Here is a 21,596-nt window from a genome sequence, read left to right as displayed (position 1 = left end):
CCCGTGGAGTTCACGGGCAGTAGCGCGCGTAGCGCAGGCCGCGCGTCGTCTGCAGCGCGCCGCCGTCCGGCGGGAAGTAATAGTGCACGTAGGAGAAGCCCACCTGCACCTGGTCCTGGTCGTCCACGTGGACCGAGGAGTGACCGGGGAACGCGTTCCCGCCGTCCAGTGTCTCCAGGACGAGCGGCGGTGTCGCGCCGGCGGGGGACGTGCCGTCCAGCGCCTGCACGAGCAACTGGCTGGTGCCCCCCGTCACATCCGCGTTGATGGCCGCGTCGTCCAGCAGCGCGTGGCGGAGGCCCGGGACGGAGGCGCTCCTCGACAGCGCGGGGCCCCGGCTGCGGAAGGCGCCCAGCGCGTAGGACCGCCAGCCGCTGTCCTCCTTCACCCACAGCCGGGCCTCCTGGTCGTCGGAGGCCAGCAGGGAGGGCCGCCCCGTGGAGTCCACCTCCAACGCGATGCGAAGGCGCGGCGAGTTCAAGGGAATCATCCAGTCCAGCGGCTCGGGGAGCCAGGTGCCCGACGCATTGCTCGCGTAGAAGACCTGGCTCTTCGTGCCGAACCCACGCGCGAACACGAGGTGGCCGTGGCCATTGGCATCCACGACCAGCCGCTCGCGGTCGCCCGCGGCACCGAGCGACTCCACCGGCGGCAGGCTCCAGGTGCCGTTGGCGGCCACGGTGCCAAGCAGGTAGCCGTCCAGGGAGGGTTTGGCGATGAGCACGTGGGCCCGGCCCTGCGAATCGAGCGCGATGGCCCTCGCCCAGCCCCGGACCAGGATGTGGAAGGTCCAGGTCCCGCTGGCGTCGGTCGCGTAGCCGACCTGCTCTCCCTGCTGGTACAGCACGCGGTGCGTCCCGTCCGCGGCCACCACCATGTTCACGTCGTAGGCGGTCCACACGTTCCACACCCGCGTCGGCACGTCGCCCGGCCGGGTGGTGCCGATGTGGAGGTTGGAGTTCTTCGAATAGGCGTAGTGGCCCACGCCCTGCGCGTCGAAGACGAACGTGGCGGTGAGGGCGTCGATGCCCTCGTCCACCACCTGCGTCGTCCAGCCCGGCCCGGCGCCGCACACCCCACCATCCGTGCCCCCGTCCGGGTCGCCCTCCGCGCCGGCGTCGGGGTGGGTGACCACCAACTGCACGCAGGTGCCGGCGGCGTTCCGGGTCACCTGTCCCTGCCCGGGACTGGAGACCCCGTTCGTGCAGATGGGGTCGCAGCCGGCCAGCAGGGCGGTGGCCACGGCGGCGCTCGACAGCGCGGTGTACACGAGGAATGAACGGGACACGGGAGGGACCGTCAGGGCTCGAGGTTGGCGCGGTGGGCGCGGACAGCGGCGCACCCACGCACGGACACGGTCGGGCCCAACGGCCCGCGTCCGCTAGCGCCTCAGGGAAATCTCCAGGCCGTACTGCTTGTCCATGCCGGTGTGGCCGTTGGCGGTGACGCGATCCATGCCCACCCGGGCCGAGAGCCGCAGCGGCATGCCCGCGAGCCGCCCCATCACGCCCGCGGCCACGTGGCCGGTGAGCATCGCCGGGTCCGCCTGGCGGAAGCCCGGCGCCGTGAGGCCCAGCAGCCCCCAGCCCAGGCCCACCTCCGCGAACAGCGGCGTGTTCGCGGGGCGCTCCAGCCCCACCAGCCCCTCCACCGTGAAGCGGTGCAGGCGGATGCCGTCCCGGGACGCGAGCGGCGTGACGCCATACGCCCCGCGCACGCCGTAGTAGAGCAGGTCCACGGAGGACGGCGTGCGCCACGACAGGCTGGGCCCGGCGGCGAACTTCGCCAGCCCCAGCGGCGAGCGCCCCGCGCCCAGGCCCAGCTCCAACCGCGACGTCCAGTCGGACGGCGCCGCCACGGCCAGCGGCGAGCGCGCCCCGCCGATGACGGACGGCTGGAAGGGGTCGCCGAAGTCCACCGGCACCAGCCCCACGGCGGCGACGTATTCGTCGTAGAACGACCGGTCCAGCGGAACGGCGAACAGGCCCCGGCGGAGCGCCTCCTCCGCGGGACCTCTTTCCTGGAGCTCGCGCGGGCGCAGCTTCGGCGTGCCCGAGGACACCTGCGCCAGCGTGATGCGCGCCTCCGCGTCCGGCGCGCGCACCCAGTACACGTCGCGCAGCGGCAGCAGGATCTGCGTCCACTGCTCCTTCGAGCGCCGCACGTCCACCAGCCGCTGGCCGTCCGCGTCCTCCACGGAGAGGCGCGCGTACTCGAAGCCGGCGGGGAAGGTGACCCGGGGCCCTTCGGGCGCGGGGCCCACCAGCGGGCGGCGGGGCTCGGCCGTGGGCGCGAAGGCGTTGACGGACAGGCGCGCGGGCATGCCCTTCACGCCGTGCAGGGACGCGGCCACGAACGCGGCCAGCTCGCTGTACTCCACCTGGCCGTCGCCGTTGATGTCCGCGCCGCCCAGCAGGCCGGAGCGGGCCACGTGGCTGAAGACGCCCGCACGGATGCGGGACCACTCGTGCGTCTCGCCATCCTCGCTCTCCGCGAAGAGGGCGCCCACGTGGGGGCGCGACGCCAGTTGCTCGCGCGCGAGCACGCCGCGCAGCTCCGCCAGCACCGCCGCGTCCGGCGTCCCGCCTCGGCTGCCCACCACGCCGGAGGCGCGGCACGCATCCGCGATGACGTGCACGTAGTCCGCACCCAGCGGATCCACGAGCTCCGAATAGAGGCTGCCGCGGTCCAGGCGCGCGTCGGCGAGCGTGAAGTAGGCGCGGCCCGCGTCGTCCGTGTTGCCGTGACCCACGTAGACGATGAGCACGTCCGTCTGGCGTCCCGCCGCGTGGTCCGCGAGCGCCGCCGCCTGCAGCCGCTTCACGGCCTGCTCCACCGCGGCGCGCGTGGGCGGCTGCGCGGACTTCAGCGCCAGGCTGCCGCTCTTGCGCGTGGGCTCGTCCGGGTCCACGAGCAGCGTGGTCTCCACGCCCAGCCGCTTGAGCGTCTCCGCCCACAGCACGCCGTCGTCGTCCGCGTAGCGCAGCGGCGCGAGCGCGGGGTCGTCACTGCCGTTGTGGGCAATGACCAGCGCGCGCCGCACGGTGTCCGCGACCGCCTCCGGCGCCGCCGCCAGCAGCGCCACCCCCAGGAGGACTTCCAGCTTCTTCATGGAGATTCCTTTACCCGGACCTCCTGCCTGAGCACCACCACCCCCTCCGCCGTGCCCTGACGGAGGGCCGCCAGGGTGGCGTCCGGGTGCGCGGAGAACGTCGCGGTGACCTCCGCCATATCGGCGCCCGCGGGCAGCGCGACCGTCAGCTCCAGGGGGCGCTCCTCGCCGGCCTTGCCGCTGAGCAGGAAGGGGCCGTTGACCTCCTCGCGGCCGCCGGCGCGCACGCGCACCGCGACGTGGGTGTAGGGCGGGCGGGCACCGGCCGCGAAGGCCAGCGTGGCGCCCGGGGTGCACGCGGCCCCGGCGCGCAGCTCGCGCAGGGCCTGGCCGGGCTTCGCGCAGAAGACGCGCAGGACGGCCTGGGCCACCGGCGCGGGGGGCGCGACCGGGTCATGGCTGGCGCCCCGGACGCTGAACTCGGGCTCGGTGGGTTCGGTGGCGGCGGTGGGCGCGACGGACGAGGGCGTCACCACCACCGCGAGGAACAGGGCCGCGAGCGTGGCGCCGAGCACCGCGAGGGTGGGCCACCGGGCGGGGGCGGCGTCCGGGGGCGAGGCGGCGGTGAGGGCGGCTTCGAGCCCCGCGGCGGTGAGTGTCTCCAGCTCCGTGGCGGTGGGGGTGTCCGTCTGGCCGGATTCGAAGACGCGGTGGGCGCGGGCCCACTTGTCGTAGCGGGCGCCGCAGCGGGCGCAGGCGTGGGCGTGGCGCAGGAGCCGCGAGGATTCGGGGGTGGACAGCTCCCCCAGGGACCAGCGCGTCAGTCCCGCGTCCACATGTCGCTCGTACCACTTCATGGGAGGCTCCCGAATGGGATGGCGCACAGCAGGGCCAGGGTGGCGAGCAGGGCGCCCCACTGCAGGCGTCCCGGCAAGACATCGCTGTCCAGCCAGCCCGAGTCCTTCAGGTGTTCGGTGAACTGCAACCGCAGGCGGCGTTCGCGCACCCGCACCTCGCCGCGGGTGAGCTGGAGCTGGTCGGCGGCGGACTCCTGGGACAGGCCGTCCATGAAGCGAAGCTGGGCCAGGGCGCGCCCTTCGGCGGGCAGGGCCTCCAGGAAGCGGCGCACGATGGAGCGGACCTCGGCGCCCAGGGCCTCTTCCTCCGGGCTCTTGCCCTCGGTGGGGGCGTGGGTGAGCTCCGGGGCGTCATCCAGGGGGATGGCCTCCCGGGCCACGCGGCCGGAGGCGCGCATGAGGTCGATGGCGGTGGAGCGGGCGACGGTGAGCAGGAAGCCCAGGTAGGGGCGCACGCCGTCATAGGCCTGGCGCATGTGGGGGCGGAAGGCCCGCACGAAGGTCTCCTGGTGCGCGGCGTCCAGGTCCAGGGGCGTGAGCGCGACGGAGCGCGTGCCGGTCTCCGAGTGGACGGCGAAGCGCCGGGACAGGTAGCGCAGCACTTCTGGCGAATAGGCGCGGTAGACCTGGGTGAGCACGGCGGTGTCACCCCGGCGGAAGGCCTCCAAGACTGACCGCTCGGTTCCAGGCAGCACGCGGAATGCTCCGTGTCATGGAGGCGCCCGGCCGGGCCCCTTCTGGAAATGAGATACGAAATGACCCCGAAATCCGGGTCGTCCCCACACGCACGGCGCGCGTTTTATTGAGCCGGGCCCGGAGATGGTTGCGAATTGGGGAGGGTCTCCGGCGCCGGAGGCTGTGGGTGCGAATCCTGCATCGAGCCAGGGGGAGGTTCGCGGAAGCAGGGGAGGCGGAAGCCGTCACCCTGCCCGCGGAAAAAATTGGAGGCCGAAACCCACGCGGATGAACAGCTCCCGGGTGGGGACGGCCTCCGTAGAGAGAGCGGTCCAGTGACCTGCTCGAAAAGTAAGGCGCTCGGTGCTCGAAAGCAAGGACAGCTCACAGCGGGTGGCGGCACGTCTCCTGGAGTTCTTCGAGGCTTGGACCGCCTGGTTCCGAGGGCTCTGGGAGGTGGGAACGGTGCTCAGCCTCCGTGAGCTGTTGGAGGCGGTGGAAGCCGTCCCGGCGGGCGTGCTCTCCGACAAGGCGGTCGAGTGGCTGGCGAACGAATTATCCCGAGCGCTGGGGCCCGATGAAGGCATCTCACCGCAGTCCCGGAGCCTGCTGCAGCGGCTGCTCGGCTCGCCGTTGAGGCCCCGCTCGGGGGAGCTGCCCGCGGTGCACCGTCTCACCGAGGAGATTGATGCGTCATATCTGTCCCGCTGGGCGGAACAGCTCGCGCTGGGCATCCCGGTGAAGCCAGAGCGGGTGGCCCGCGCCGTCGCCTCCCATCTGCTGGATGCGGGGTTCAGCCCCGACTTCCTTCATCGCTGGCTGACGTACCGACTCGTCCATTCCACGCAGGTCTATCGTCTATCGGAGCTGCTGGAGGAAGCGCATGCCCTGGCCCGGACGCCGCCCTCTCGCTTCCAGGTCCTCTTGACCGTGCGCAGCGCGCTGGGGCTCCAGGGGCCTCTGCCTCGAGAATGGTGTGACGCGCCCTTGGTCTCGAAGTGGCTCATCGCGAATGGGTTCGACGCCACCCACGTCCGGCAAGGCGGAGGCTGGTTGCTGACGGTTCATGCCCGCGATGCCTTCTCCGCCGCGGAACAGGCTTCGGAGACAGTCGAGAAGTTGGCCGCGCGGCTCCTCATTGGAACAGGCCATCAGATGCGGCATGGCGAGCACGCATATGTCGAAGGCAGCCGGCAGCCGCTGCCGCTCCGCAGGCATCGGCGGGTCGAGGTCCGCAGTCTGGAGCGTCAGGACCAGCTCTTCGCGTCCGGGCCTTTCAGCCGTGTGGATGCGGCCTTCGAGTTGCTCGGTCAGTTGGATGCGCCCGCCGTGGTCGCGGTGGCCGCTGGCTGGGCCTCCATCGAAGCGTTGCTGGTCGCACCCGAGGATGGCCAGAAGGCACCTGCGGGGGACCGGTTGGCCGCCCTGGTGGCGTGTTCGTTTCCCAGGGCGGAGCTGACATTGCTGGCATCCCTCCAAAGCAAGAGCAGCGCCAGTCCCCTCCAGGAGCAACTCCTGAAGTGCACGAGCAATCACGAGCGCGCATCCCGAATGTTGGAAGCCATCCAGCAAGCCCGGTCGCTCCCCTGGGAGGGACCTGTCTGGAGCCACCGGGCGGCGGTGGCACGGATGGAGGGACTGCTCAAGGACCCACGCAAGAAGTTGAAGGACGTGGAGGGCTACGCGGTGCGGGCATTCCGCCGGCTCTATCGTCAGCGAAACCTGGTGCTGCACGGTGGGCAGACGAACGCAGTGGCTCTCCGCGCCAGCCTGCGGACGGCGGCGCCGTTGATTGGCGCGGGCATCGACCGCATCGCGCATGCATGGTTCCGCCATGGTGTTCAGCCCCTGGAGCTGGCCGTGAAGGCCCGTCATCGGCTGGACCTGCTGGAGCCCAAGGAGCCCCTGGCGATCCTGGATCTGCTGGAGTAGCGCGGCGTGGGCCGCTCAGGCTTCTGCGTCCAGCGCTGCGCCCGTCCACCATCCCGGAGCGGTCTCCTTCCAGCGCAGGGGGGAGGAGCGGCCGAAGAGTTCCACCAGCGTCTGCTCCATCCGGGCCCGGGCCTCCTCGAAAGAAGTGGATGGGGTGCTGTCGAGCAGCCTCCCATCCGTGACGCCTTCCTGGGTGTAGATGGCGTAGCGCCAGCCTTCGGTGGGCTTGGGTTGGTAGAGCACGACGGAGCGGAGCGCTTCGTTCGCCAGGATGTGGCTCATCCCCCGGGTCTTACCTCGGGCGCACGACGCTTATGGGAACGCGTCCACCACGGTGTAGCCCGCGGTCCGGGGAAGGAGCGCGGCGCCGGGCTTGGAGCCCGTCTCCAGTGGCCAGAAGCCATCGTCGTTCCCCAGGACGAAGCAGACCGGGTAGGTGTGGCCGTCCGGCGTCTCCGCTCGCGTGTAGCGGCCCATGACCCGTTCTCCCCCTGTCCACAGTCGTCCGTAGAGCAGGGTCCCCTTCGGAAGCCCGCCGCGTTTTTCCTCCTGGACGCTGACGATGTCGCCGTCATGCACGGAGAGCATGAGCATGGCATCCAGGCGGTCGGGATAACGGATGTCGACCGTGATGGCTGCCTTCGCATCCCGCCGCAGCTTCAGCGCTTTCATCGCCTCCAGCGCCTCCGTGGGGCATCGCTGGGGTTTGGGCACCACCTGTGCACCCGCGCAGGCAATGAGGGTTGTCGCCGCACCGACAGCCAACGTGCAGCCGCGTGACAGTGAACGTCCGCGGACAGGTGGGTCCTGCTTCAAGGGAATGCTCATGAGGTCCTTCTCCGGCGGGAGCGGCGCAGGGGAAGGAGGGGCCGCTCCGGACGCGGCAGCTTGGTCGGGCGCAAGCGCCAGCGCCACGGGAGGCGGGGAAGGGCGAACTGGCGCATCGATGTCGGACCTTGAAAAGAGTCCCAGGCTCCAGCCCAACCAGACCATGAACAGCACGCATGCGAATCCCACGGCACCCTGACGCCACAGGGGCCGCCACGTCCGTCGGCGGCGCACCGTGCTCGCGGCCAGGATGGCCTTGGCCTCCGCCCGAGCGACATGACGCGGAGACCGGCGCCGCAGCTCGCGTGCTTCGCGGAGGCGTTGAACCCGGTCCAGACGCTGAAGGCGTGCGTGCTGGAGCGGCACCTCCTGACCCGGTGCCACCGGTCCCACCATCCCGGGCGCCTCCTGCGTCGTGCGTGAGGAATCCGAGGGAGGTGTGGCCCAGTCGAACAGGGGCAGGTCCCAGGTGGTATCCGCATGGGCCAGGACCTGATGCAGTTCGGAGGCCAGAGCGGAGGCGCTCGGAGGCCGTGCTTCGGGCGCGAACGCGAGCAGGCGGCTGACGAGCGAAGCCAATGCCCTCGGCACCAGCGGGTTGGGCCATGCGTGTCCAGGCCCTTCACCTTCCATCGGGAGCGCCGGATAGCTGTCGGTCATCAATCGATGGAAGGTGACGCCCAGGGCGTACAGCTCATCCGCCTCGCCATAGCGAGGACACTCCTGTGACGGAGCCGCCATCCGCCAGCGGTGGAGCTGGGGACTCAAGTAGTGAGCCGTGCCAGGAGGAAGCTGGCCCGTTCCGGTCAGGGGCTTCGCTTCGGGATGCCAGCCCGCTCCCCAGTCCAGAAGGGTGAGCCGTCCACCGGGCTGGACGTGGAGGTTGTCGCCTTTGACGTCGCGGTGCAGGACACCGTGCTGGTGCGCGAAGGCCAGGACCTCCGCGGCCTGGATGAACAATGCGCTCACCTCGTGGGCCGTGGGGTTGCGAGCGCGGGCCCATTCATAGAGCGACTCACCCTCCACGTGCTCCATCACCAGGAAAGGGTAGTTTCCGGACCCTGACCGCCATGCCCCGGCCTCCATGAGGCGAGGCACCCCCAAATGCCGCAGGCGGGACAGCACCTCCGCTTCGCGTGAGAACCAGGGGCTGTCGGGCTGTCGCGCCAGCTTCAGGGCGTACCGCCTGCCGCGAGGCCGGTGGTTCGCCTGAACGACGTAGACCGTGCCGTACCCGCCTGATGCCACCCGACGGAGGACGCGCCAGGGACCGATAAGGGTCCCCGGTGGAAGCGCATCCACCATCAGCAGCAAGGAAGGTCGGGCAGGGCCGTGGGCCTTCTTGCCGGGCTGGGTGGAGGCATGATGCTGTTCGCCGGGCGGTGCCTCGTGCGGGCTCATGGCGCCACCTCTTCCCAGCGGACGCCGCGTTTACCCTTCGAGTCCAGCAACTCCAAGGTGTAGTGCGTGCCAGCAGGCAGGTCCGGAAGCGCGCGCCATTCCACCACCACGGTGGCCTGCTCCCCAGGCGCCAGCTGATTCACCTGCATGAGCAGGGGGAACTCACGGGCCGGCGGTGCATTGGACCCGCGTGGTGTCATCCGCGCGACCCCCGGTATCCAGGGGGCGCTCCCCACGGGGTTGATCAGCAACGTCGACAGGGCACGGGTGCTTTCCGTGCGGTAGAGCACATGAGGGCGTTTGGCGAGCATCCCCGGGCTCACGGACGGCTCCCGGAGGTAAGCCACCGCGACGCCGCCAGGGGTGACATCCCCCATCAACACCGCGCCGCCCAGCCCACTGCGCGCGCACTGTGCCCGCAGCATCGCGAGCCCCGGCTCAGTGACCGCGCACCGGGCCCGCAGGTCCGCGAGCTCCTTCCCGAGGTCCTGCGCGGTGCGCCCCTGCCGGAACACCTCCACCTGTGAATCCACCTCCGCCGCCACGGTCGTGAGCACGAAGCCCACCTGGGCCGGAGCGCCGGGCCCGGCGAAGCGCACGGTGAGCACGGGCTCCTTGCCAGAGGGGACATCCATGGACGCTTTCAGGACGAGCACGTCCTCATGCACTGCCACGCGGGAGAAGAAGGGCGCGAGTACGCTCCGGTCCACGGACTCCGGAACGATGGGCGCATCGAAGGTGACGGTGGTCACTTCATGGGCCGCGACATGCAGCGGATGCAGCACCGGAGGCTCCTCCGCACGCAGCGTGAGCTGCCGGGCCTTGCGCTCCCGGGGCACGGGAGTGCGGGACTGAGCCGCCGCCGTGGCGCCCAGCAGGACCGTCAGCACCAGGGGAATGGTCGAAGTGGACAGCGACATCACGGGTCACCTCCATCCTTCAAACCTAACAGATAGGGGTGACACGCACGGGGATGCACGGGCCTGGATAGGCTCTGGATGCGGCGGCTGGACAAGGAAAACCAGCCTACCTCAAGCGTCTTTGAGAGGAAGGCCTACCTAAGAACGCCGGCCCGTCTTCCGCGCGAAGAACTCGCGGTTGAACGTCGCCACTCCCCACCTGCGAGGGTCGTCCGGGAAGTCCTCCTTCGCCAGGGACTCGTCGCTCTGTTCCGCCAGCCAGCGGCTGAACTCCTCCCGCGACGCGAAGGTCCGCTTCGGCCTGGAGTCGCCCTGGAGGTACCGGTGGCCCTGCGCGTACGTGCCATCCCCGGACCGCCACAGCGCGCGGGACACGCCCTCGCGCGGGTCGACCGTGATGGACAGGTCCGCTCCCGCGTCCAGCAGCTCCGCCACCCGCTGCGCCAGCGCGCGTCCGTACTTGCGCGAATCGAAGCGGGCCTCCGCGCGGGCCTGCTCCTTCGCCTCATGCTCCCGCGTGGCCGCGTCCGTCATCTGGAGGCGCGGCGCCGCGTGCGCGTCACAGACGATGGACAGCGAGACGTCCCCCAGCCCGGGCGCGGACGCGTGATGCCGCTGCATCAGCGCCTGGACCTGGGCCCGTGGCGCTTCCGGCAATGAACCGAACGTCAGCGCTCCGTCCGGCGCCGTGAAGAGCAACGTGTCATCCAGCAGCTCCCCTCGATGCTTCAACGAAGCGGACAGCTCGATGCGGGCCAGCCCGCGGGTCTCGCGCTCGGCGCGCAGCCAGCGGACGATGTCGGAGTCTTCGGTCAGCGGGGAGGACATGGCTTGCTCCAGGACTCTGGCACGGCGTGAACCTGCCATGACCTGAAACGAAAGACTGACATTCCTGTCGCGCTTCGGCGCTGTCCCAACACCCCGAGACGTGCGAAGCCCTGGCGCCCGCATCCTGCGAATCCTGGCCGTGGGCTTGCAGTGCGTGCCGCCAACACCCAACGCCGTCGGATGACGGCCTCTTCTCCCTGGACGACATGACTTCACGACGCTTCATCGCATCGCTGGTTCTGACCTTTTGTCTGGGCGCACTGCCGGCGGCGGCCCAGGAGCCCAAGAGCTCCGGGCTCGCGCTGGGCGCGCGCGGCGCCATTGGCATTCCCGTGGGTGACGCGTTCGCGGAGAGCGCGCTGAAGGACACCTTTGGCAGCACGGTGGCGCCGCAGGTGGACCTCTCCTACTTCTTCAACCGGCAGCTCTCGCTGGGCGCCTACTTCCAGTACGGCATCGGGTCCGGACCGGGCGACCAGTGCGAGGACGGGGTGAACTGCAGGAGCACGGTCCTGCGCTTCGGCATCGACCTGGACTACCACTTCCGTCCGGACGGCTTCTTCTCGCCGTGGGTGGGCGTGGGCGTGGGCTACGAAATCGGGAAGGTGGAAGTGGGGGAGGGCGCCGCGAACTCCTATCTGAAGCTGGAGGGCTATGACCTGGGGCACGCCCACTTCGGCGTGGACCTCCAGCTCACCCGCTCCATCGCGGTGGGGCCCTACATCTCCGCGTCCGTGGGGCAGTACCGCGAGGGAACGGTCCGGCTTGGCGGTTCGGCCGAAGTCAGCAACGACCTGTCCGACGACGCGAAGCAGCTCCACGTCTGGATCCAGCCGGGCGTGCGCGTGCAGTTCCGGCTGTAGTCCTCACGTCTCCTGTGACGGAGGCGTGGGCGCGGGCAGGGGGTAGAGGACGCGGTAGTCGATGCGGTGGTGGTAGGCGGCCAGATACGGCGCCCCCGCGATGTCGATGATCACCTGCTGGGGAGGCGTGGGCTGCTGGTTCATCCACGCCTCCGCCTCTGCCTTCGTGGCGAAGGACAGGCCCGAAGGTGGGCGCCGCTCATCCGCCATCTCCTGGAGATAGAACTCAAGGCGAGGCTGACGGCCCAGGGCCCTCCACCCGCTCGTGGGATTGAAGAAGACCGAGTAGTACTCATCCGCCACCAGGATGGAGGCAAACACCGGTGGACGTTTCTGGGCCATCAGCCAGGCATCGGCATCCTGCCGGGTGTCGAACCGGGCAATGGCAAGCGGCGGCGCGTAGGCTTCGAGGTTCCGGACGTAGTCCTCGAAATCAGCAACCTGCCCCGTCGCGTCGATGAATTGGAGGGCAGCCGCGGCGGTGCGGATGGCCTCCTCACTTCCAGGAGTCTTCGGAGCGTCGTCGAGCAGGACCCGCCCGAGTATCTCCATCTGGTCGAACAAGTGCATCATGGTGCGCTCTGCGCCGGTGACACGGATGGCGTCGTGAGAAGCAACGCGGGTGCGAGCAGGATGAGCCCCGCGCCCGCTGAGACGACGACGAACAAGTCATGTCACCGTGAAGCGCTTCAGAACGCGGAGCCGTTCGCCTTGGTGCCCGGGGTCGGGGCGGAGTCCAGGTTCCAGGTCCCCGTGGCGCTCAGGTCCGGGGACCGGTTGAACGACCGGCCCGACGTCACCGGCACGCTGGTGCTCTGGTACGAGTGGCTGTCCTGCACCGTCCCGTCCGGGCGCACCAGGTACACGACGTCACCCGCTCCGTAGGACGTGCCGTTCCACTGGTTCGTGCCCCGGTCGAACCGCAGCCCGTAGCCGTTGTTGTTCGCGTACGTCGCGTACTGCGCCCCCGCCGGCACCGCGGACAGCCCCGAGTACACCACGTACGCCTTGCCCGCCGGCAGCACCGTGCCCGACGCGAACGTGTGCCGCGCCGCCTCCGCGCCCGTATACGACTTCGCGTCGTGGATCTTCCAGCCGCTCAGATCCACCGACCCCGGACCCGCGTTGTAGAGCTCCACGAACTGCTGGTCGTAGTCCGGAGTCGTCCCACCCGAGGCCGGCGGGTTGGGCTGCGGCAGGTACTCGTTGATGAACACCTGCGGCACCGGCCGCGTCAGCGTGAACACCCCGTCGCTCGCGTCCGCCACGTCCGCGCGCGCCGCGTCCGCCACGCGCACCTTCGCGGAGGTGGAGGACTCGCTCGGCACCGTCCACGCGTAGCGGCCAGCGGACGCCGTCACGTTCGACGCCACCGAGCGCCACACCGTCCCGTCCAGCGTGTACGTGATGTTCACCTGCGACACGTTGCTGGACGTCCAGGTGATGTTGAACGACGTGCCCGCCTGCAGCGTCTCGCCGCCATTGGGCGCCGTGACCCGCACGCTGCCCGGTTGCGCGGCCGAGCCGAAGTTGAAGTCGCTGAAGATGGGGTAGTGGTCCGACGTGGTGCTCTTGTAGCTGACGATGCTCGGCTTGAGCACCTTCGTGGAGTCCGCCACGTGGTACGCCGCCAGCTCGTTCGTCACCAGTTGATGGTCGATGAACTGGCTGTTGCTCACCGTCGAGCGCTCCCCGGACTCCGACAGCGGCTGGGTGAGGAACTTGTAGCGTGCGGCATCGTTCACCAGGTTCAGGTACGGCGACTCGTAGGGCGTGTAGATGGACGCGTCCACGTCGTCGTTCCAGTCACCCAGCACCATCACGTTCTGCGTCGGCAGGTTCGTGTCCAGGTAGTCCTTGAGGCACACCGCCGCGCCCTTGCGCCGCAGGTACGAATCCGAGTCCGCGTACGCCTTCATGTGCAGCACCATCACCGTCAGGTCCACCGGCGAGGAGCCCCGGAGCACCTTCAGGTCCACGCGCAAGGGCGGCCGGTAGGCGAAGTCCGGCGCGCAATCCGTCAGCACGACGTTCGCGCTCACCAGCTCCACCGTGCTCGTCTTGTAGAGCAGGCCCACCTTCTGGGCCGTGGAGCCGTACCAGCCATCACCCGCGAGCAGGCCGCTGTAGCCGTTGAGCCCCGCCTTCAACGAGTTGAACGCGTCCACGCCGACGATCTCCGCCACGCCCAGCACGTCCGGCCCCGCGTCCGCGATGACCGCCGTCGCGTTGGTCAACTGCAGCGCCTCGTCCGTGGGGCCCTCGGCCGTGGAGCCGAACCATTCAATGTTCCAGTTGCCCACCTTCAGCGGCACCGCCGTCGGCTGCGTCCCGCCATCCGTCTTCGTGCCGCCATCCGTGCCGCCATCCGTCTTCGTCCCGCCGTCCGTCACCGGGCCGCCGTCGGGCAGCTCGCCGGTCGACGTGGTCAGGGGCAGCCGGAGGACCGCCTCCGCGTGGGCGCCGTTGGCGTCCTCCACCCGCGCCGTGAACTCATACAGCGCCGGGCCAAACGGCGTGCCCGTCAGCACCCCGTCCTCCGTCAGCTCCAGACCGTCCGGAATCGCGCCGCCCACCCGGGACCAGGTCAGCGGCGGCGCCCCGCCCGTGGCGGTGAAGGTGAAGGTGTAGGCGCTGCCCTCCTTCGCGTCGGGCAGCGGCGACGTCGTGGTGATGACCGGCGCCGGCCACACGCGCAACGCGTAGCCCCGCGCGTGCTGCAGGCCCTTCGCGTCGCGCACCCCCACCGTCAGCGACCACTCGCCGGCCGTCGTCGCGGGGCCCACCAGCCGCCCGCTGTCTCCATAGAAGGAGAAGCCCGGCGGCACCTGGTCCACCGAATACGTGAGCGGCGCCGCGCCCCCCGTCGCCGTCAGCACCTTCTCGTAGGCCGTCCCCACCGTGGCCGCCGGCAGCGTCACCTGGGGCAGCACCGGCCCGGATGACTCCGCCTCGTTGGAACCACAGGCCACCAGCGCGAACAGGGACGTGAGCACGACGAGCGAGGACAGCGCTCGCAAGGACCGGGACGACATAGAGGAACGCTCCAGCACCGGGCCCGCCCCAACGCGGCCTTCCCGGAAGAGGGCACGCACCTTAACGTGTCCTCCATCCGACTGTCGCGCGTCCCCCCCTCTTGCACCCCGGCGGGGCCCCTGACGCACTGCCACACGGCAATCGATGGCGCGCTCCGCCGTCCTACATGGACAGCGCGGAAGGCTTTGCGCGCCGTCCACACGTGCAGTTGGATGGGTTCGAGCAGACGGAGGAGACACGTCATGGCCGAGAAGTGGGACAGGCAGTTGATGGACTTCCTCAAGCGCACCGGCGAGGACCTCAAGCGCACCACGGATGACCTCCGCGGCGAGGCCGAGCGCCTCCTCAAGGAGGTGAAGGACCCGGAAAAGCAGGCCAAGGTGAAGGAAGGCCTCGCGCAACTGCGCACCTGGGCCGCCGCCACCACCAAGACCGCCGCGGAGAAGATTGAGACCGCCGTGCGCCGCGTGGAGACCTCCGTGGAGGAGGCCTTCAAGCCCGGCTCCACCTCCGGCGCCGACTCCACCCCTCCGCCCCCCGCCGAAGCCAGGGCTCCCAAGGCCGCCCCCCAGCAGGAGGCCGCCCCCAGCCGCCCGCCCCGCGCCAAGGGCGCCGGCGCGTCCAAGGGCGGCAACAAGTCCATCGGGCGCAAGAAGACCGCGGGCGCTCCCGCCGCCGCCAAGGGCGCCAGGGCCCCGAAGAAACCAGCTTCCAAGAAAACGCTAGGCCGCAAGAAGCCCGCGCCCGGGACGTGAAGTTCCGCTGCCCATGAAGTCGCGCCTGCCCGCACGCCGGGCATGCGCGACCGCCCCGGGTCCTGTTGGATCGCTCCCCGTCGCGTGAGATAGTGCGCGCCGTGTCGGGTACCAATGACAAGGGCAGCATCCAGACGGACATCGGGCAGGACGTGATCGACGAGGCGGTTCGCAGCGTCGAGCGTCGGATGGACGGAGACGCGGACAGCGCGGGCGCGGAGACGGAGGTGGAGCTGGACGTCTCCCCCCCGGCCGCCGAAGCGGAGGCCTCCACCCCCGAAGTCGCTCCCCCCACCGAGGACGCGGCCGCGCTCCGCCAGGAGGTGGAGTCGCTGCGCGCGCAGTTGGAGTTCAGCCAGACCAAGGCCCGCGAGACGCTGGAGCGCCTGAAGGAGGCGCACGAGCGCGCCAAGGACTTCCAGGACCGGGCCATCCGCTCCGCCGCGGACCTGGAGAACTACCGCAAGCGCGCGCAGAAGGAGAAGGAGGACGTCCAGAAGTTCGGCGTGGAGAAGCTCCTCAAGGACCTGCTCCCCGTCGTGGACAACATGGACCGCGCGCTCGACGCCGCGGGCAAGTCCCCCGACTTCGACAGCTTCCAGAAGGGCGTGGCCATGACGCGCAAGTCCTTCGAGGACTCGCTTGCCCGCCACGGCGTGAAGGGCTTCTCCGCCAAGGGCCAGCCCTTCGACCCGCGCCTGCACGAGGCCATCCAGCAGGTGGAGTCCGCGGACGTCCCGGCGGGCCACGTCCTCTTCGAGGTGACGCGTGGCTTCTACCTCAACGAACGCCTGGTGCGTCCCGCCATGGTCGTCGTCGCCCGCGCGCCGGAAGCCGCCGCGCCCGCGGCCGCAACGGAAGCACCGAAGGCCTCTGAAGAAAGCGGCGCGGAGCCCCAGACTTCCGCGCCGTCCGACAGTTCCTCCGGGGGGGAGCAGTAGTCATGGCGAAGGTGATTGGAATCGACCTGGGCACCACCAACTCCTGCGTCGCCGTCATGGAAGGCGGCGAGCCGGTGGTCATCCCCAACAGCGAAGGCAGCCGCACCACGCCCTCCATGGTGGGCTTCACCGACTCCGGTGAGCGCCTGGTGGGGCAGATCGCCAAGCGGCAGGCCATCACCAACCCGGAGAACACGGTCTTCGCGGCCAAGCGCCTCATCGGCCGCAAGTTCGACTCGCCGGAGGCGAAGAAGGCCATTGGCGTCTCCTCCTTCAAGGTGGCCTCCAGCCCCAACGGCGACGCGTGGGTCGAGATCCGGGGCAAGGGCTACAGCCCGCCGGAAGTCAGCGCCATCGTGCTGATGAAGATGAAGCAGACGGCGGAGGACTACCTGGGTGAGCCCGTCACCGAGGCCGTCATCACCGTCCCCGCCTACTTCAACGACAGCCAGCGCCAGGCCACCAAGGACGCGGGCCGCATCGCCGGCCTCAACGTGCTGCGCATCATCAACGAGCCCACGGCCGCGGCGCTCGCGTACGGCCTGGACAAGGTGAAGGACGCCACCACGGAGCGCGTGGCCGTCTACGACCTGGGCGGCGGCACGTTCGATATCTCCATCCTGGAGCTCACCGCCGGCGTGTTCGAGGTCAAGAGCACCAACGGCGACACGTTCCTGGGCGGCGAGGACTTCGACCAGCGCCTCATCGACTACCTGGCCAAGCGCTTCGCGGAGCAGAACAACGGCCTGGACCTGCGCAAGGACCGCATGGCGCTCCAGCGCCTGAAGGAGGCCGCCGAGCGCGCCAAGCACGAGCTGTCCAGCGCCCCGGAGACGGAGGTCAACCTCCCGTTCATCACCGCGGACGCGTCCGGCCCCAAGCACCTCACGGAGACCGTGGACCGGTCCACCTTCGAGGCGCTGGTCGCGGACCTCATCGACCGCTCCATCGAGCCGTGCCGCATCGCGCTCAAGGACGCGGGCATCACCGCGCAGGCCATCAACCAGGTCCTCCTGGTGGGCGGCATGACGCGCATGCCGCGCGTGCAGCAGAAGGTGAAGGAGTTCTTCGGCAAGGAGCCCCACAAGGGCATCAACCCGGATGAGGTCGTCGCCGTGGGCGCCGCCATCCAGGGCGGCGTGCTCAAGGGCGAGGTGAAGGACGTCCTCCTGCTGGACGTCACGCCGCTGTCGCTGGGCGTGGAGACCGCGGGCGGCGTCTTCACGAAGATCATCGACAAGAACACCACCATCCCCTGCAAGAAGGGCCAGGTGTTCTCCACCGCGGTGGACAACCAGCCGCTCGTGTCCGTGCACGTCCTCCAGGGCGAGCGCGAGATGGCGGCGGACAACAAGACGCTGGCGCGCTTCGAGCTGGTCGGCATCCCGCCCGCGCCGCGCGGCGTGCCGCAGATTGAAGTGTCCTTCGACATCGACGCGAACGGCATCGTGCACGTGAGCGCGCGCGACCTGGGCACCGGCAAGCAGCAGCAGGTGCGCGTGGTGGGCAACTCCGGCCTGTCCGAGGCCGAAATCCAGGCGATGATCAACGACGCCCAGTCGCACTCCGCGGACGACAAGAAGAAGAAGGAGCTGGCGGAGCTGCGCAACAACGCGGACGGGCTCATCTACACCACGGAGAAGAGCCTGGAGGAGTACGCCAACCTCCTGTCGGAGAAGGACCGCGGCGAAATCCAGGCGGACCTGGAGCGCCTGCGCGCCGTGCTCAACACCTCCGACGCGGGCGCCCTGAAGGAGGCCTTCCAGCGCCTGGAGGGCAGCGCGTACCGCATCGCGGACGCCATCTACACGGACCAGGCCAAGTCCGGCTGATGCCCCGCCCCGGGCGCGGGCCGGGCGGTGTGCAATCGCCCGGTCCCCCCGTTCGTAGGCCCGGGGTCCACCTCTCTTTTCCCGGAGCCTCCCGCATGGAAGTCACCGAAGCCGTCATGGTCATCATGGTCACCGGCATGACCGTCGGTGTGCCGCTGCTCGGCCTCACGCTGCGCTTCGCCCTCAAGCCCGTGGTGGAGACGTGGCTGCGCGTGCGCGAGGCCCAGGCCCGGGGGCAGGTGTCCGCCGTGGAGCTGGAGGGGCTGCGCGCGCGCGTGGCGCACCTGGAGCACATGCTGGACCGCCACGGCATGCTGGAGCACCCCGTCACCCGCGCCTCCCCCGAGCTGCCGGAGCGGCTGGCGCCGGTGGTGCGCGTGGACCGCGAGCGCGTCTGACGTCCCACCCGCTGGGCGCTGCATCCCCACCGGGTTTTCGGGTATTGATGGACGCGTGGCGTTCCAATCCCCGGAAGAAGAGCTGGCCTTCCTGCGCGGCCTGATGGCCGTGAACCGGATGGCCGACGACATCCTCGAGGACTGCCTGGAGCGGGGGCTGGACCTCGACACCGGCCTGGATGTGTTCCTCACGCAGTGCGCCCGCATGGTGCACGCGAAGGCGGGCTTCGTGTCGCTGCGGGGCACGCGGGGGCCCGTGCTGACGCGCGTCCTGGGCGAGCTGGGCGTGGACGTCTTCGCGGCGGCCCACTGGAGCGGCCCCCGGCGCTTGCGCGAAGGCCGGATGCTCTTCTGCCAGCAGCTCACCCTGGGGAAGCTGAACCTGGGCGGGCTGGGCCTGGTGGTGGACGGGGACTTCGCGGACGGCGGCCAGCGGGTGATGGGGCTGGTGGAGGCGATTGGCGAGCAACTGGACTCCGCGGTGCTGTCCTTCCTGGCGCTGACGGACGGCCGGGGCCCGCTGGAGCGGCTGGACGAACTGGACGTGGAGGGCACGCCCGTCAACCGCGGGCGCATTGGCCGCTATGAGGTCGTGAAACCCCTGGGCACGGGCGGCATGGCGCAGGTGCTCATCGCGCGCACGCGCGGGCCGGAGGGGTTGGGGCGGCTGGTGGCGCTCAAGCGCATCCTGCCCCACCTGACGGCGCAGCCGGAGATGGTGCAGCAGTTCCTGGACGAGGCGCGCATCGGCCTGCGGCTGTCACACCCCAACCTGGTGCACGTCTACGACTTCGGCGAGGCGCAGGGCGCGTACTTCATGGCCATGGAGCTGGTGAACGGCATCGACCTGGACCGGCTCTTGCGCGCCAACAAGGGGCCGCTGGAGCCGGCGGTGGCGTCCGCCATCGTGTCGCAGGCGCTCCTGGGGCTGCACGCCGCGCACTCGCTCAAGGGCGAGGACGGCGCGCCCATGGAGTTGGTGCACCGCGACCTGTCACCCCACAACGTGATGGTGGGCTTCGACGGCCAGGTGAAGGTGCTGGACTTCGGCGTGGCCAAGGTGCGCGCGCAGCGCACGGTGACGCTGCCGGGCATCGTGAAGGGCAAGCCGCTCTACATGTCCCCGGAGCAGGCGCTGGGCCAGAAGCTGGACGCGCGCAGCGACCTGTTCGCCATGGGGCTCGTCCTCTACCAGGCCCTCACGGGGCGGCGCGCCTTCGAGCGCGAGGACGAGTTGGACACCATGAAGGCCATCTGCCAGGAGAAGCTGACGAAGCCCGCGGAGGTGCCCGCGCCCCTGTGGAACGTGCTGTCGGTGGCGCTGTCCAAGGACCCCGCGGCCCGCTTCCCCTCCGCGCACGCCATGGCGGACCGGCTGGTGTCCGCGTGTCCTCCCGCGCGCGATACGGCCCTGGCGGCGCTGGCGGGCCGGCTCTTCCCGGACCGGCTGCGCGAATCGCAGCGGCTGGAGACCGCCGTGGATCGCCAGCGGGAAGCCCCCACCCGCGCGACGCCGCCCGTCCGCACGCCGCGCGCGTGAAGGCGCGGCATGCGGGGCGGAGCACAAGGACGGTGAGGCTTCCTTCCTGCGGCGCTACGAGCGCTTGAGCGGATCGATGTCCGAGTCCGCGCGGTAGCCGGCGCGGCGCTTCTCCTCGTCCACGGTGGGCTCGGTGCGGACCACCTTCACGTCCTCCAGCTCCTCGTGGCGGACGCGGCCCTCCATGCTGCGGCGCTCCTCGATGGGGCGCTTGTGGATGGTGATCTCCTCGTCCGTGTACGCGCGCTTGGTGAGCTCCGCCTCCTCCGCGCTCAGGGGGATGCGGATGGTCTCCTCCTGGAAGGTCGCCACGTCGCCGGGGATGTTGTCCCCCTTCACCGCGCGGCGCACCACCTCCACCTCCTCGTGGCGCAGCGGGACCTCCACCGTCTTCAGCTCCTCGACGACAATCTTGCGCACCTGCGCCTCGCCCGCGGAGCGCTGGTGCTTGGTGACGCCCAGCTCCTCATGGTGCGTGCGCAGCGTGACGTCTTCGTTCGCGATGCGCTCGGCGGCGCGCATGTCGGTGCGCAGCTCGCGCTCCTTCAGCTCGCGGTCCTTGATGCCCACCTTCTCCGCGATGCCGGCCTTCTCCGCGCCGGTGCGGGGGACCTCCGCCACCTTCGTGGGGCCCGTCTTCAGCCCCGCGCCAATGCCGCCCATCGTGGCGCCGGTGGCCGTCGCCGCCGTCGCGCCCACCGCGCCGGGGCCCCGGCTCGCCGCCACGTCGCTGGAGTCGGACAGCCCTCGCAGCGCCTCGCGGCCGTGGTTGAGGTAGATCTCCCCGTTGCGGATGTCGCTCACCTCCACGTAGCGGACCAGGTAGTCCTTCGGGAAGAACATCCCCTTCTCGATGTGGAACTCGCCCTCGCTCACGGCGAACACCTTGCCCAGCTTCTCGCCGTCGCTGCTGCGGACCGTCATCCCTTCCTTGATGTCGTTGCGCTTGATCATCATGGACTTGGCTCCTTGTGCCTTCACGTCGGGTCGGATGTGGTCGCAAGCGGAGCGCCAGGGCCGTCCAGCGCGCTGGAGAGGGGTTCCTGGGGGGAAAGTGGACGCGAGGTGCCCGCCACGGCCATCACCCGAAAAGTGGGTTCAATGACGCCCAAGAAAACCCCTGGTGCTGGATGGTCCAGGGGCTCGGCACGCCGCACGCCGTGGGCAACGCCGCGCCGGACGTCTCCCCGCTCCCTGTCCGGAGGGCAGGCATGCGGCAGCGGAGCCCGGGGGCTTCACGCTGGCCGCGCGCGTCCTCACACCTCACTGTGAGGGCGCGGGCCCGGATGGCCCGGCCCGCGCGAGCAAGGAGTCTGCGATGCGAGCCACGAGGCCTGGCCGGGGACTCGGATGGATGGCCGGCGCGGTGGGAATGCTGGTGGCGGGCCGGCTCCTGCGCCGACGCGCGGGAGCGGCGCTCCCGGAGCCCGCCCCCGAAAGAGCGTCAGCCCTGGAGCCCGTCTCCTGGACGCCCACCGCGCTGCCGGGCGCCGAGGACCCGCCCGGCGCCGGGTGGGCGCTGACGCACGAGGACATGCCGGCCTGGGAGGACGGCGGGGCGCAAGACGCCGGAGCCCAGGGCCCGCCGAGGATCCGCCGGGGCCCATCAGGCCGGGAGCACTTCTGGCTGGAGCCCTGAGCGGGCAGGGCGCGCACTCGGGGTCGGGGCAGGGGATCGCCACAGCGATGTTTCGGGGTGTTGACGGGACTCCGGAGCCAAGCTGTGCGCTTGACCCAT

The 21,596-nt window shown here is 70.3% G+C and carries 19 protein-coding genes; 8 read left to right on the top strand and 11 right to left on the bottom strand.

What is annotated here, in order from left to right:
- Nucleotides 1–10 precede the first annotated feature (10 nt).
- From K8612_RS10280 to K8612_RS10265, 4 genes are all read right to left on the bottom strand, one after another.
- Nucleotides 11–1,288: a hypothetical protein gene (locus K8612_RS10280; protein ID WP_223762154.1), complete on the bottom strand. Its 1,278-nt coding sequence runs from the start codon at nt 1,286–1,288 to the stop codon at nt 11–13.
- 93 nt (nt 1,289–1,381) lie between these two features.
- Nucleotides 1,382–3,112: a caspase family protein gene (locus tag K8612_RS10275; RefSeq protein WP_223741043.1), complete on the bottom strand. Its 1,731-nt coding sequence runs from the start codon at nt 3,110–3,112 to the stop codon at nt 1,382–1,384.
- On the bottom strand, nt 3,109–3,909 hold the full coding sequence (locus tag K8612_RS10270) for a hypothetical protein (RefSeq protein WP_223741044.1): 801 nt from the start codon (nt 3,907–3,909) through the stop codon (nt 3,109–3,111). Before K8612_RS10270 ends, K8612_RS10275 begins: the two co-directional genes overlap by 4 nt.
- On the bottom strand, nt 3,906–4,604 hold the full coding sequence (locus K8612_RS10265; protein ID WP_223762153.1) for a sigma-70 family RNA polymerase sigma factor: 699 nt from the start codon (nt 4,602–4,604) through the stop codon (nt 3,906–3,908). Before K8612_RS10265 ends, K8612_RS10270 begins: the two co-directional genes overlap by 4 nt.
- Before the next feature lie 343 nt (nt 4,605–4,947).
- Here K8612_RS10265 and K8612_RS10260 point away from each other — a divergent pair, with 343 nt between their 5' ends.
- The gene (locus K8612_RS10260; protein WP_223741046.1) at nt 4,948–6,516 is read left to right on the top strand and encodes a hypothetical protein; all 1,569 of its coding nucleotides are present in this window, start codon (nt 4,948–4,950) and stop codon (nt 6,514–6,516) included.
- Nucleotides 6,517–6,531: 15 nt separating this feature from the next.
- Here K8612_RS10260 and K8612_RS10255 read toward each other — a convergent pair whose 3' ends face one another.
- From K8612_RS10255 to K8612_RS10240, 4 genes are all read right to left on the bottom strand, one after another.
- Nucleotides 6,532–6,798 (bottom strand): hypothetical protein, encoded by a 267-nt coding sequence (locus K8612_RS10255; RefSeq protein WP_223762152.1) that lies wholly within the window; start codon nt 6,796–6,798, stop codon nt 6,532–6,534.
- A 30-nt stretch (nt 6,799–6,828) separates the two neighbouring features.
- Nucleotides 6,829–8,745 carry a serine/threonine-protein kinase gene (locus tag K8612_RS10250; protein ID WP_223762151.1) on the bottom strand — a complete coding sequence of 639 codons (1,917 nt, stop codon included), beginning with the start codon at nt 8,743–8,745 and terminating at the stop codon, nt 6,829–6,831.
- A complete protein-coding gene (locus K8612_RS10245) occupies nt 8,742–9,665 on the bottom strand; it encodes a DUF2381 family protein (protein ID WP_223762150.1) in 924 nt (307 codons plus the stop codon). The genes K8612_RS10250 and K8612_RS10245 overlap by 4 nt, the downstream gene beginning before the upstream one ends.
- Nucleotides 9,666–9,803: 138 nt before the next feature.
- Entirely contained in the window at nt 9,804–10,493 is a 690-nt protein-coding gene (locus K8612_RS10240) for a hypothetical protein (RefSeq protein WP_223762149.1), read from the bottom strand.
- A 206-nt stretch (nt 10,494–10,699) separates the two neighbouring features.
- Between K8612_RS10240 and K8612_RS10235 the strand changes: the two genes are divergently transcribed.
- A complete protein-coding gene (locus K8612_RS10235) occupies nt 10,700–11,356 on the top strand; it encodes an outer membrane beta-barrel protein (RefSeq protein WP_223762148.1) in 657 nt (218 codons plus the stop codon).
- 3 nt (nt 11,357–11,359) lie between these two features.
- On the opposite strand, the gene K8612_RS10230 is transcribed toward K8612_RS10235, so the two are convergent.
- Both K8612_RS10230 and K8612_RS10225 read right to left on the bottom strand, forming a co-directional pair.
- Nucleotides 11,360–11,929 (bottom strand): head protein, encoded by a 570-nt coding sequence (locus tag K8612_RS10230; RefSeq protein WP_223762147.1) that lies wholly within the window; start codon nt 11,927–11,929, stop codon nt 11,360–11,362.
- Nucleotides 11,930–12,045: 116 nt separating this feature from the next.
- The gene (locus K8612_RS10225; protein ID WP_223762146.1) at nt 12,046–14,391 is read right to left on the bottom strand and encodes a lamin tail domain-containing protein; all 2,346 of its coding nucleotides are present in this window, start codon (nt 14,389–14,391) and stop codon (nt 12,046–12,048) included.
- Nucleotides 14,392–14,634: 243 nt separating this feature from the next.
- On the opposite strand from K8612_RS10225, the gene K8612_RS10220 reads away from it, so the two are divergent.
- From K8612_RS10220 to K8612_RS10200, 5 genes are all read left to right on the top strand, one after another.
- On the top strand, nt 14,635–15,147 hold the full coding sequence (locus K8612_RS10220; RefSeq protein WP_223762145.1) for a transcriptional regulator: 513 nt from the start codon (nt 14,635–14,637) through the stop codon (nt 15,145–15,147).
- A gap of 101 nt (nt 15,148–15,248) precedes the next feature.
- Nucleotides 15,249–16,088, top strand: a complete 840-nt coding sequence (gene grpE / locus K8612_RS10215; protein ID WP_223762144.1) for a nucleotide exchange factor GrpE — start codon at nt 15,249–15,251, stop codon at nt 16,086–16,088.
- Nucleotides 16,089–16,090: 2 nt separating this feature from the next.
- A complete protein-coding gene (gene dnaK, locus K8612_RS10210; RefSeq protein ID WP_223741056.1) occupies nt 16,091–17,920 on the top strand; it encodes a molecular chaperone DnaK in 1,830 nt (609 codons plus the stop codon).
- 95 nt (nt 17,921–18,015) lie between these two features.
- Nucleotides 18,016–18,318: a hypothetical protein gene (locus K8612_RS10205; protein WP_223741057.1), complete on the top strand. Its 303-nt coding sequence runs from the start codon at nt 18,016–18,018 to the stop codon at nt 18,316–18,318.
- A gap of 103 nt (nt 18,319–18,421) precedes the next feature.
- On the top strand, nt 18,422–19,858 hold the full coding sequence (locus K8612_RS10200; RefSeq protein ID WP_223762310.1) for a serine/threonine-protein kinase: 1,437 nt from the start codon (nt 18,422–18,424) through the stop codon (nt 19,856–19,858).
- Between the two features lie 54 nt (nt 19,859–19,912).
- Here the strand turns inward: K8612_RS10200 and K8612_RS10195 are convergent, their stop codons facing one another.
- The gene (locus tag K8612_RS10195; protein ID WP_223762143.1) at nt 19,913–20,815 is read right to left on the bottom strand and encodes a YsnF/AvaK domain-containing protein; all 903 of its coding nucleotides are present in this window, start codon (nt 20,813–20,815) and stop codon (nt 19,913–19,915) included.
- A gap of 361 nt (nt 20,816–21,176) precedes the next feature.
- Between K8612_RS10195 and K8612_RS10190 the strand changes: the two genes are divergently transcribed.
- Complete coding sequence (locus K8612_RS10190) at nt 21,177–21,497, top strand: hypothetical protein (RefSeq protein WP_223762142.1); 321 nt, start codon at nt 21,177–21,179, stop codon at nt 21,495–21,497.
- Nucleotides 21,498–21,596 lie beyond the last annotated feature (99 nt).

Source organism: Corallococcus sp. AS-1-6, from assembly GCF_020037015.1.
Taxonomy (GTDB): domain Bacteria; phylum Myxococcota; class Myxococcia; order Myxococcales; family Myxococcaceae; genus Corallococcus.
This window is presented reverse-complemented; position numbering and strand designations above follow the sequence as displayed.

Coding starts and splice junctions, on each gene's coding strand:
- K8612_RS10275 (WP_223741043.1), bottom strand. CDS start 3,112: ATGAAGAAGCTGGAAGTCCTCCTGGGGGTGGCGCTGCTGGCGGCGGCG.
- K8612_RS10190 (WP_223762142.1), top strand. CDS start 21,177: ATGCGAGCCACGAGGCCTGGCCGGGGACTCGGATGGATGGCCGGCGCG.
- K8612_RS10205 (WP_223741057.1), top strand. CDS start 18,016: ATGGAAGTCACCGAAGCCGTCATGGTCATCATGGTCACCGGCATGACC.
- K8612_RS10230 (WP_223762147.1), bottom strand. CDS start 11,929: ATGATGCACTTGTTCGACCAGATGGAGATACTCGGGCGGGTCCTGCTC.
- K8612_RS10270 (WP_223741044.1), bottom strand. CDS start 3,909: ATGAAGTGGTACGAGCGACATGTGGACGCGGGACTGACGCGCTGGTCC.
- K8612_RS10225 (WP_223762146.1), bottom strand. CDS start 14,391: ATGTCGTCCCGGTCCTTGCGAGCGCTGTCCTCGCTCGTCGTGCTCACG.
- dnaK (WP_223741056.1), top strand. CDS start 16,091: ATGGCGAAGGTGATTGGAATCGACCTGGGCACCACCAACTCCTGCGTC.
- K8612_RS10235 (WP_223762148.1), top strand. CDS start 10,700: ATGACTTCACGACGCTTCATCGCATCGCTGGTTCTGACCTTTTGTCTG.
- K8612_RS10200 (WP_223762310.1), top strand. CDS start 18,422: ATGGCCGTGAACCGGATGGCCGACGACATCCTCGAGGACTGCCTGGAG.
- K8612_RS10195 (WP_223762143.1), bottom strand. CDS start 20,815: ATGATGATCAAGCGCAACGACATCAAGGAAGGGATGACGGTCCGCAGC.
- K8612_RS10250 (WP_223762151.1), bottom strand. CDS start 8,745: ATGAGCCCGCACGAGGCACCGCCCGGCGAACAGCATCATGCCTCCACC.
- K8612_RS10255 (WP_223762152.1), bottom strand. CDS start 6,798: ATGAGCCACATCCTGGCGAACGAAGCGCTCCGCTCCGTCGTGCTCTAC.
- K8612_RS10245 (WP_223762150.1), bottom strand. CDS start 9,665: ATGTCGCTGTCCACTTCGACCATTCCCCTGGTGCTGACGGTCCTGCTG.
- K8612_RS10220 (WP_223762145.1), top strand. CDS start 14,635: ATGGCCGAGAAGTGGGACAGGCAGTTGATGGACTTCCTCAAGCGCACC.
- K8612_RS10240 (WP_223762149.1), bottom strand. CDS start 10,493: ATGTCCTCCCCGCTGACCGAAGACTCCGACATCGTCCGCTGGCTGCGC.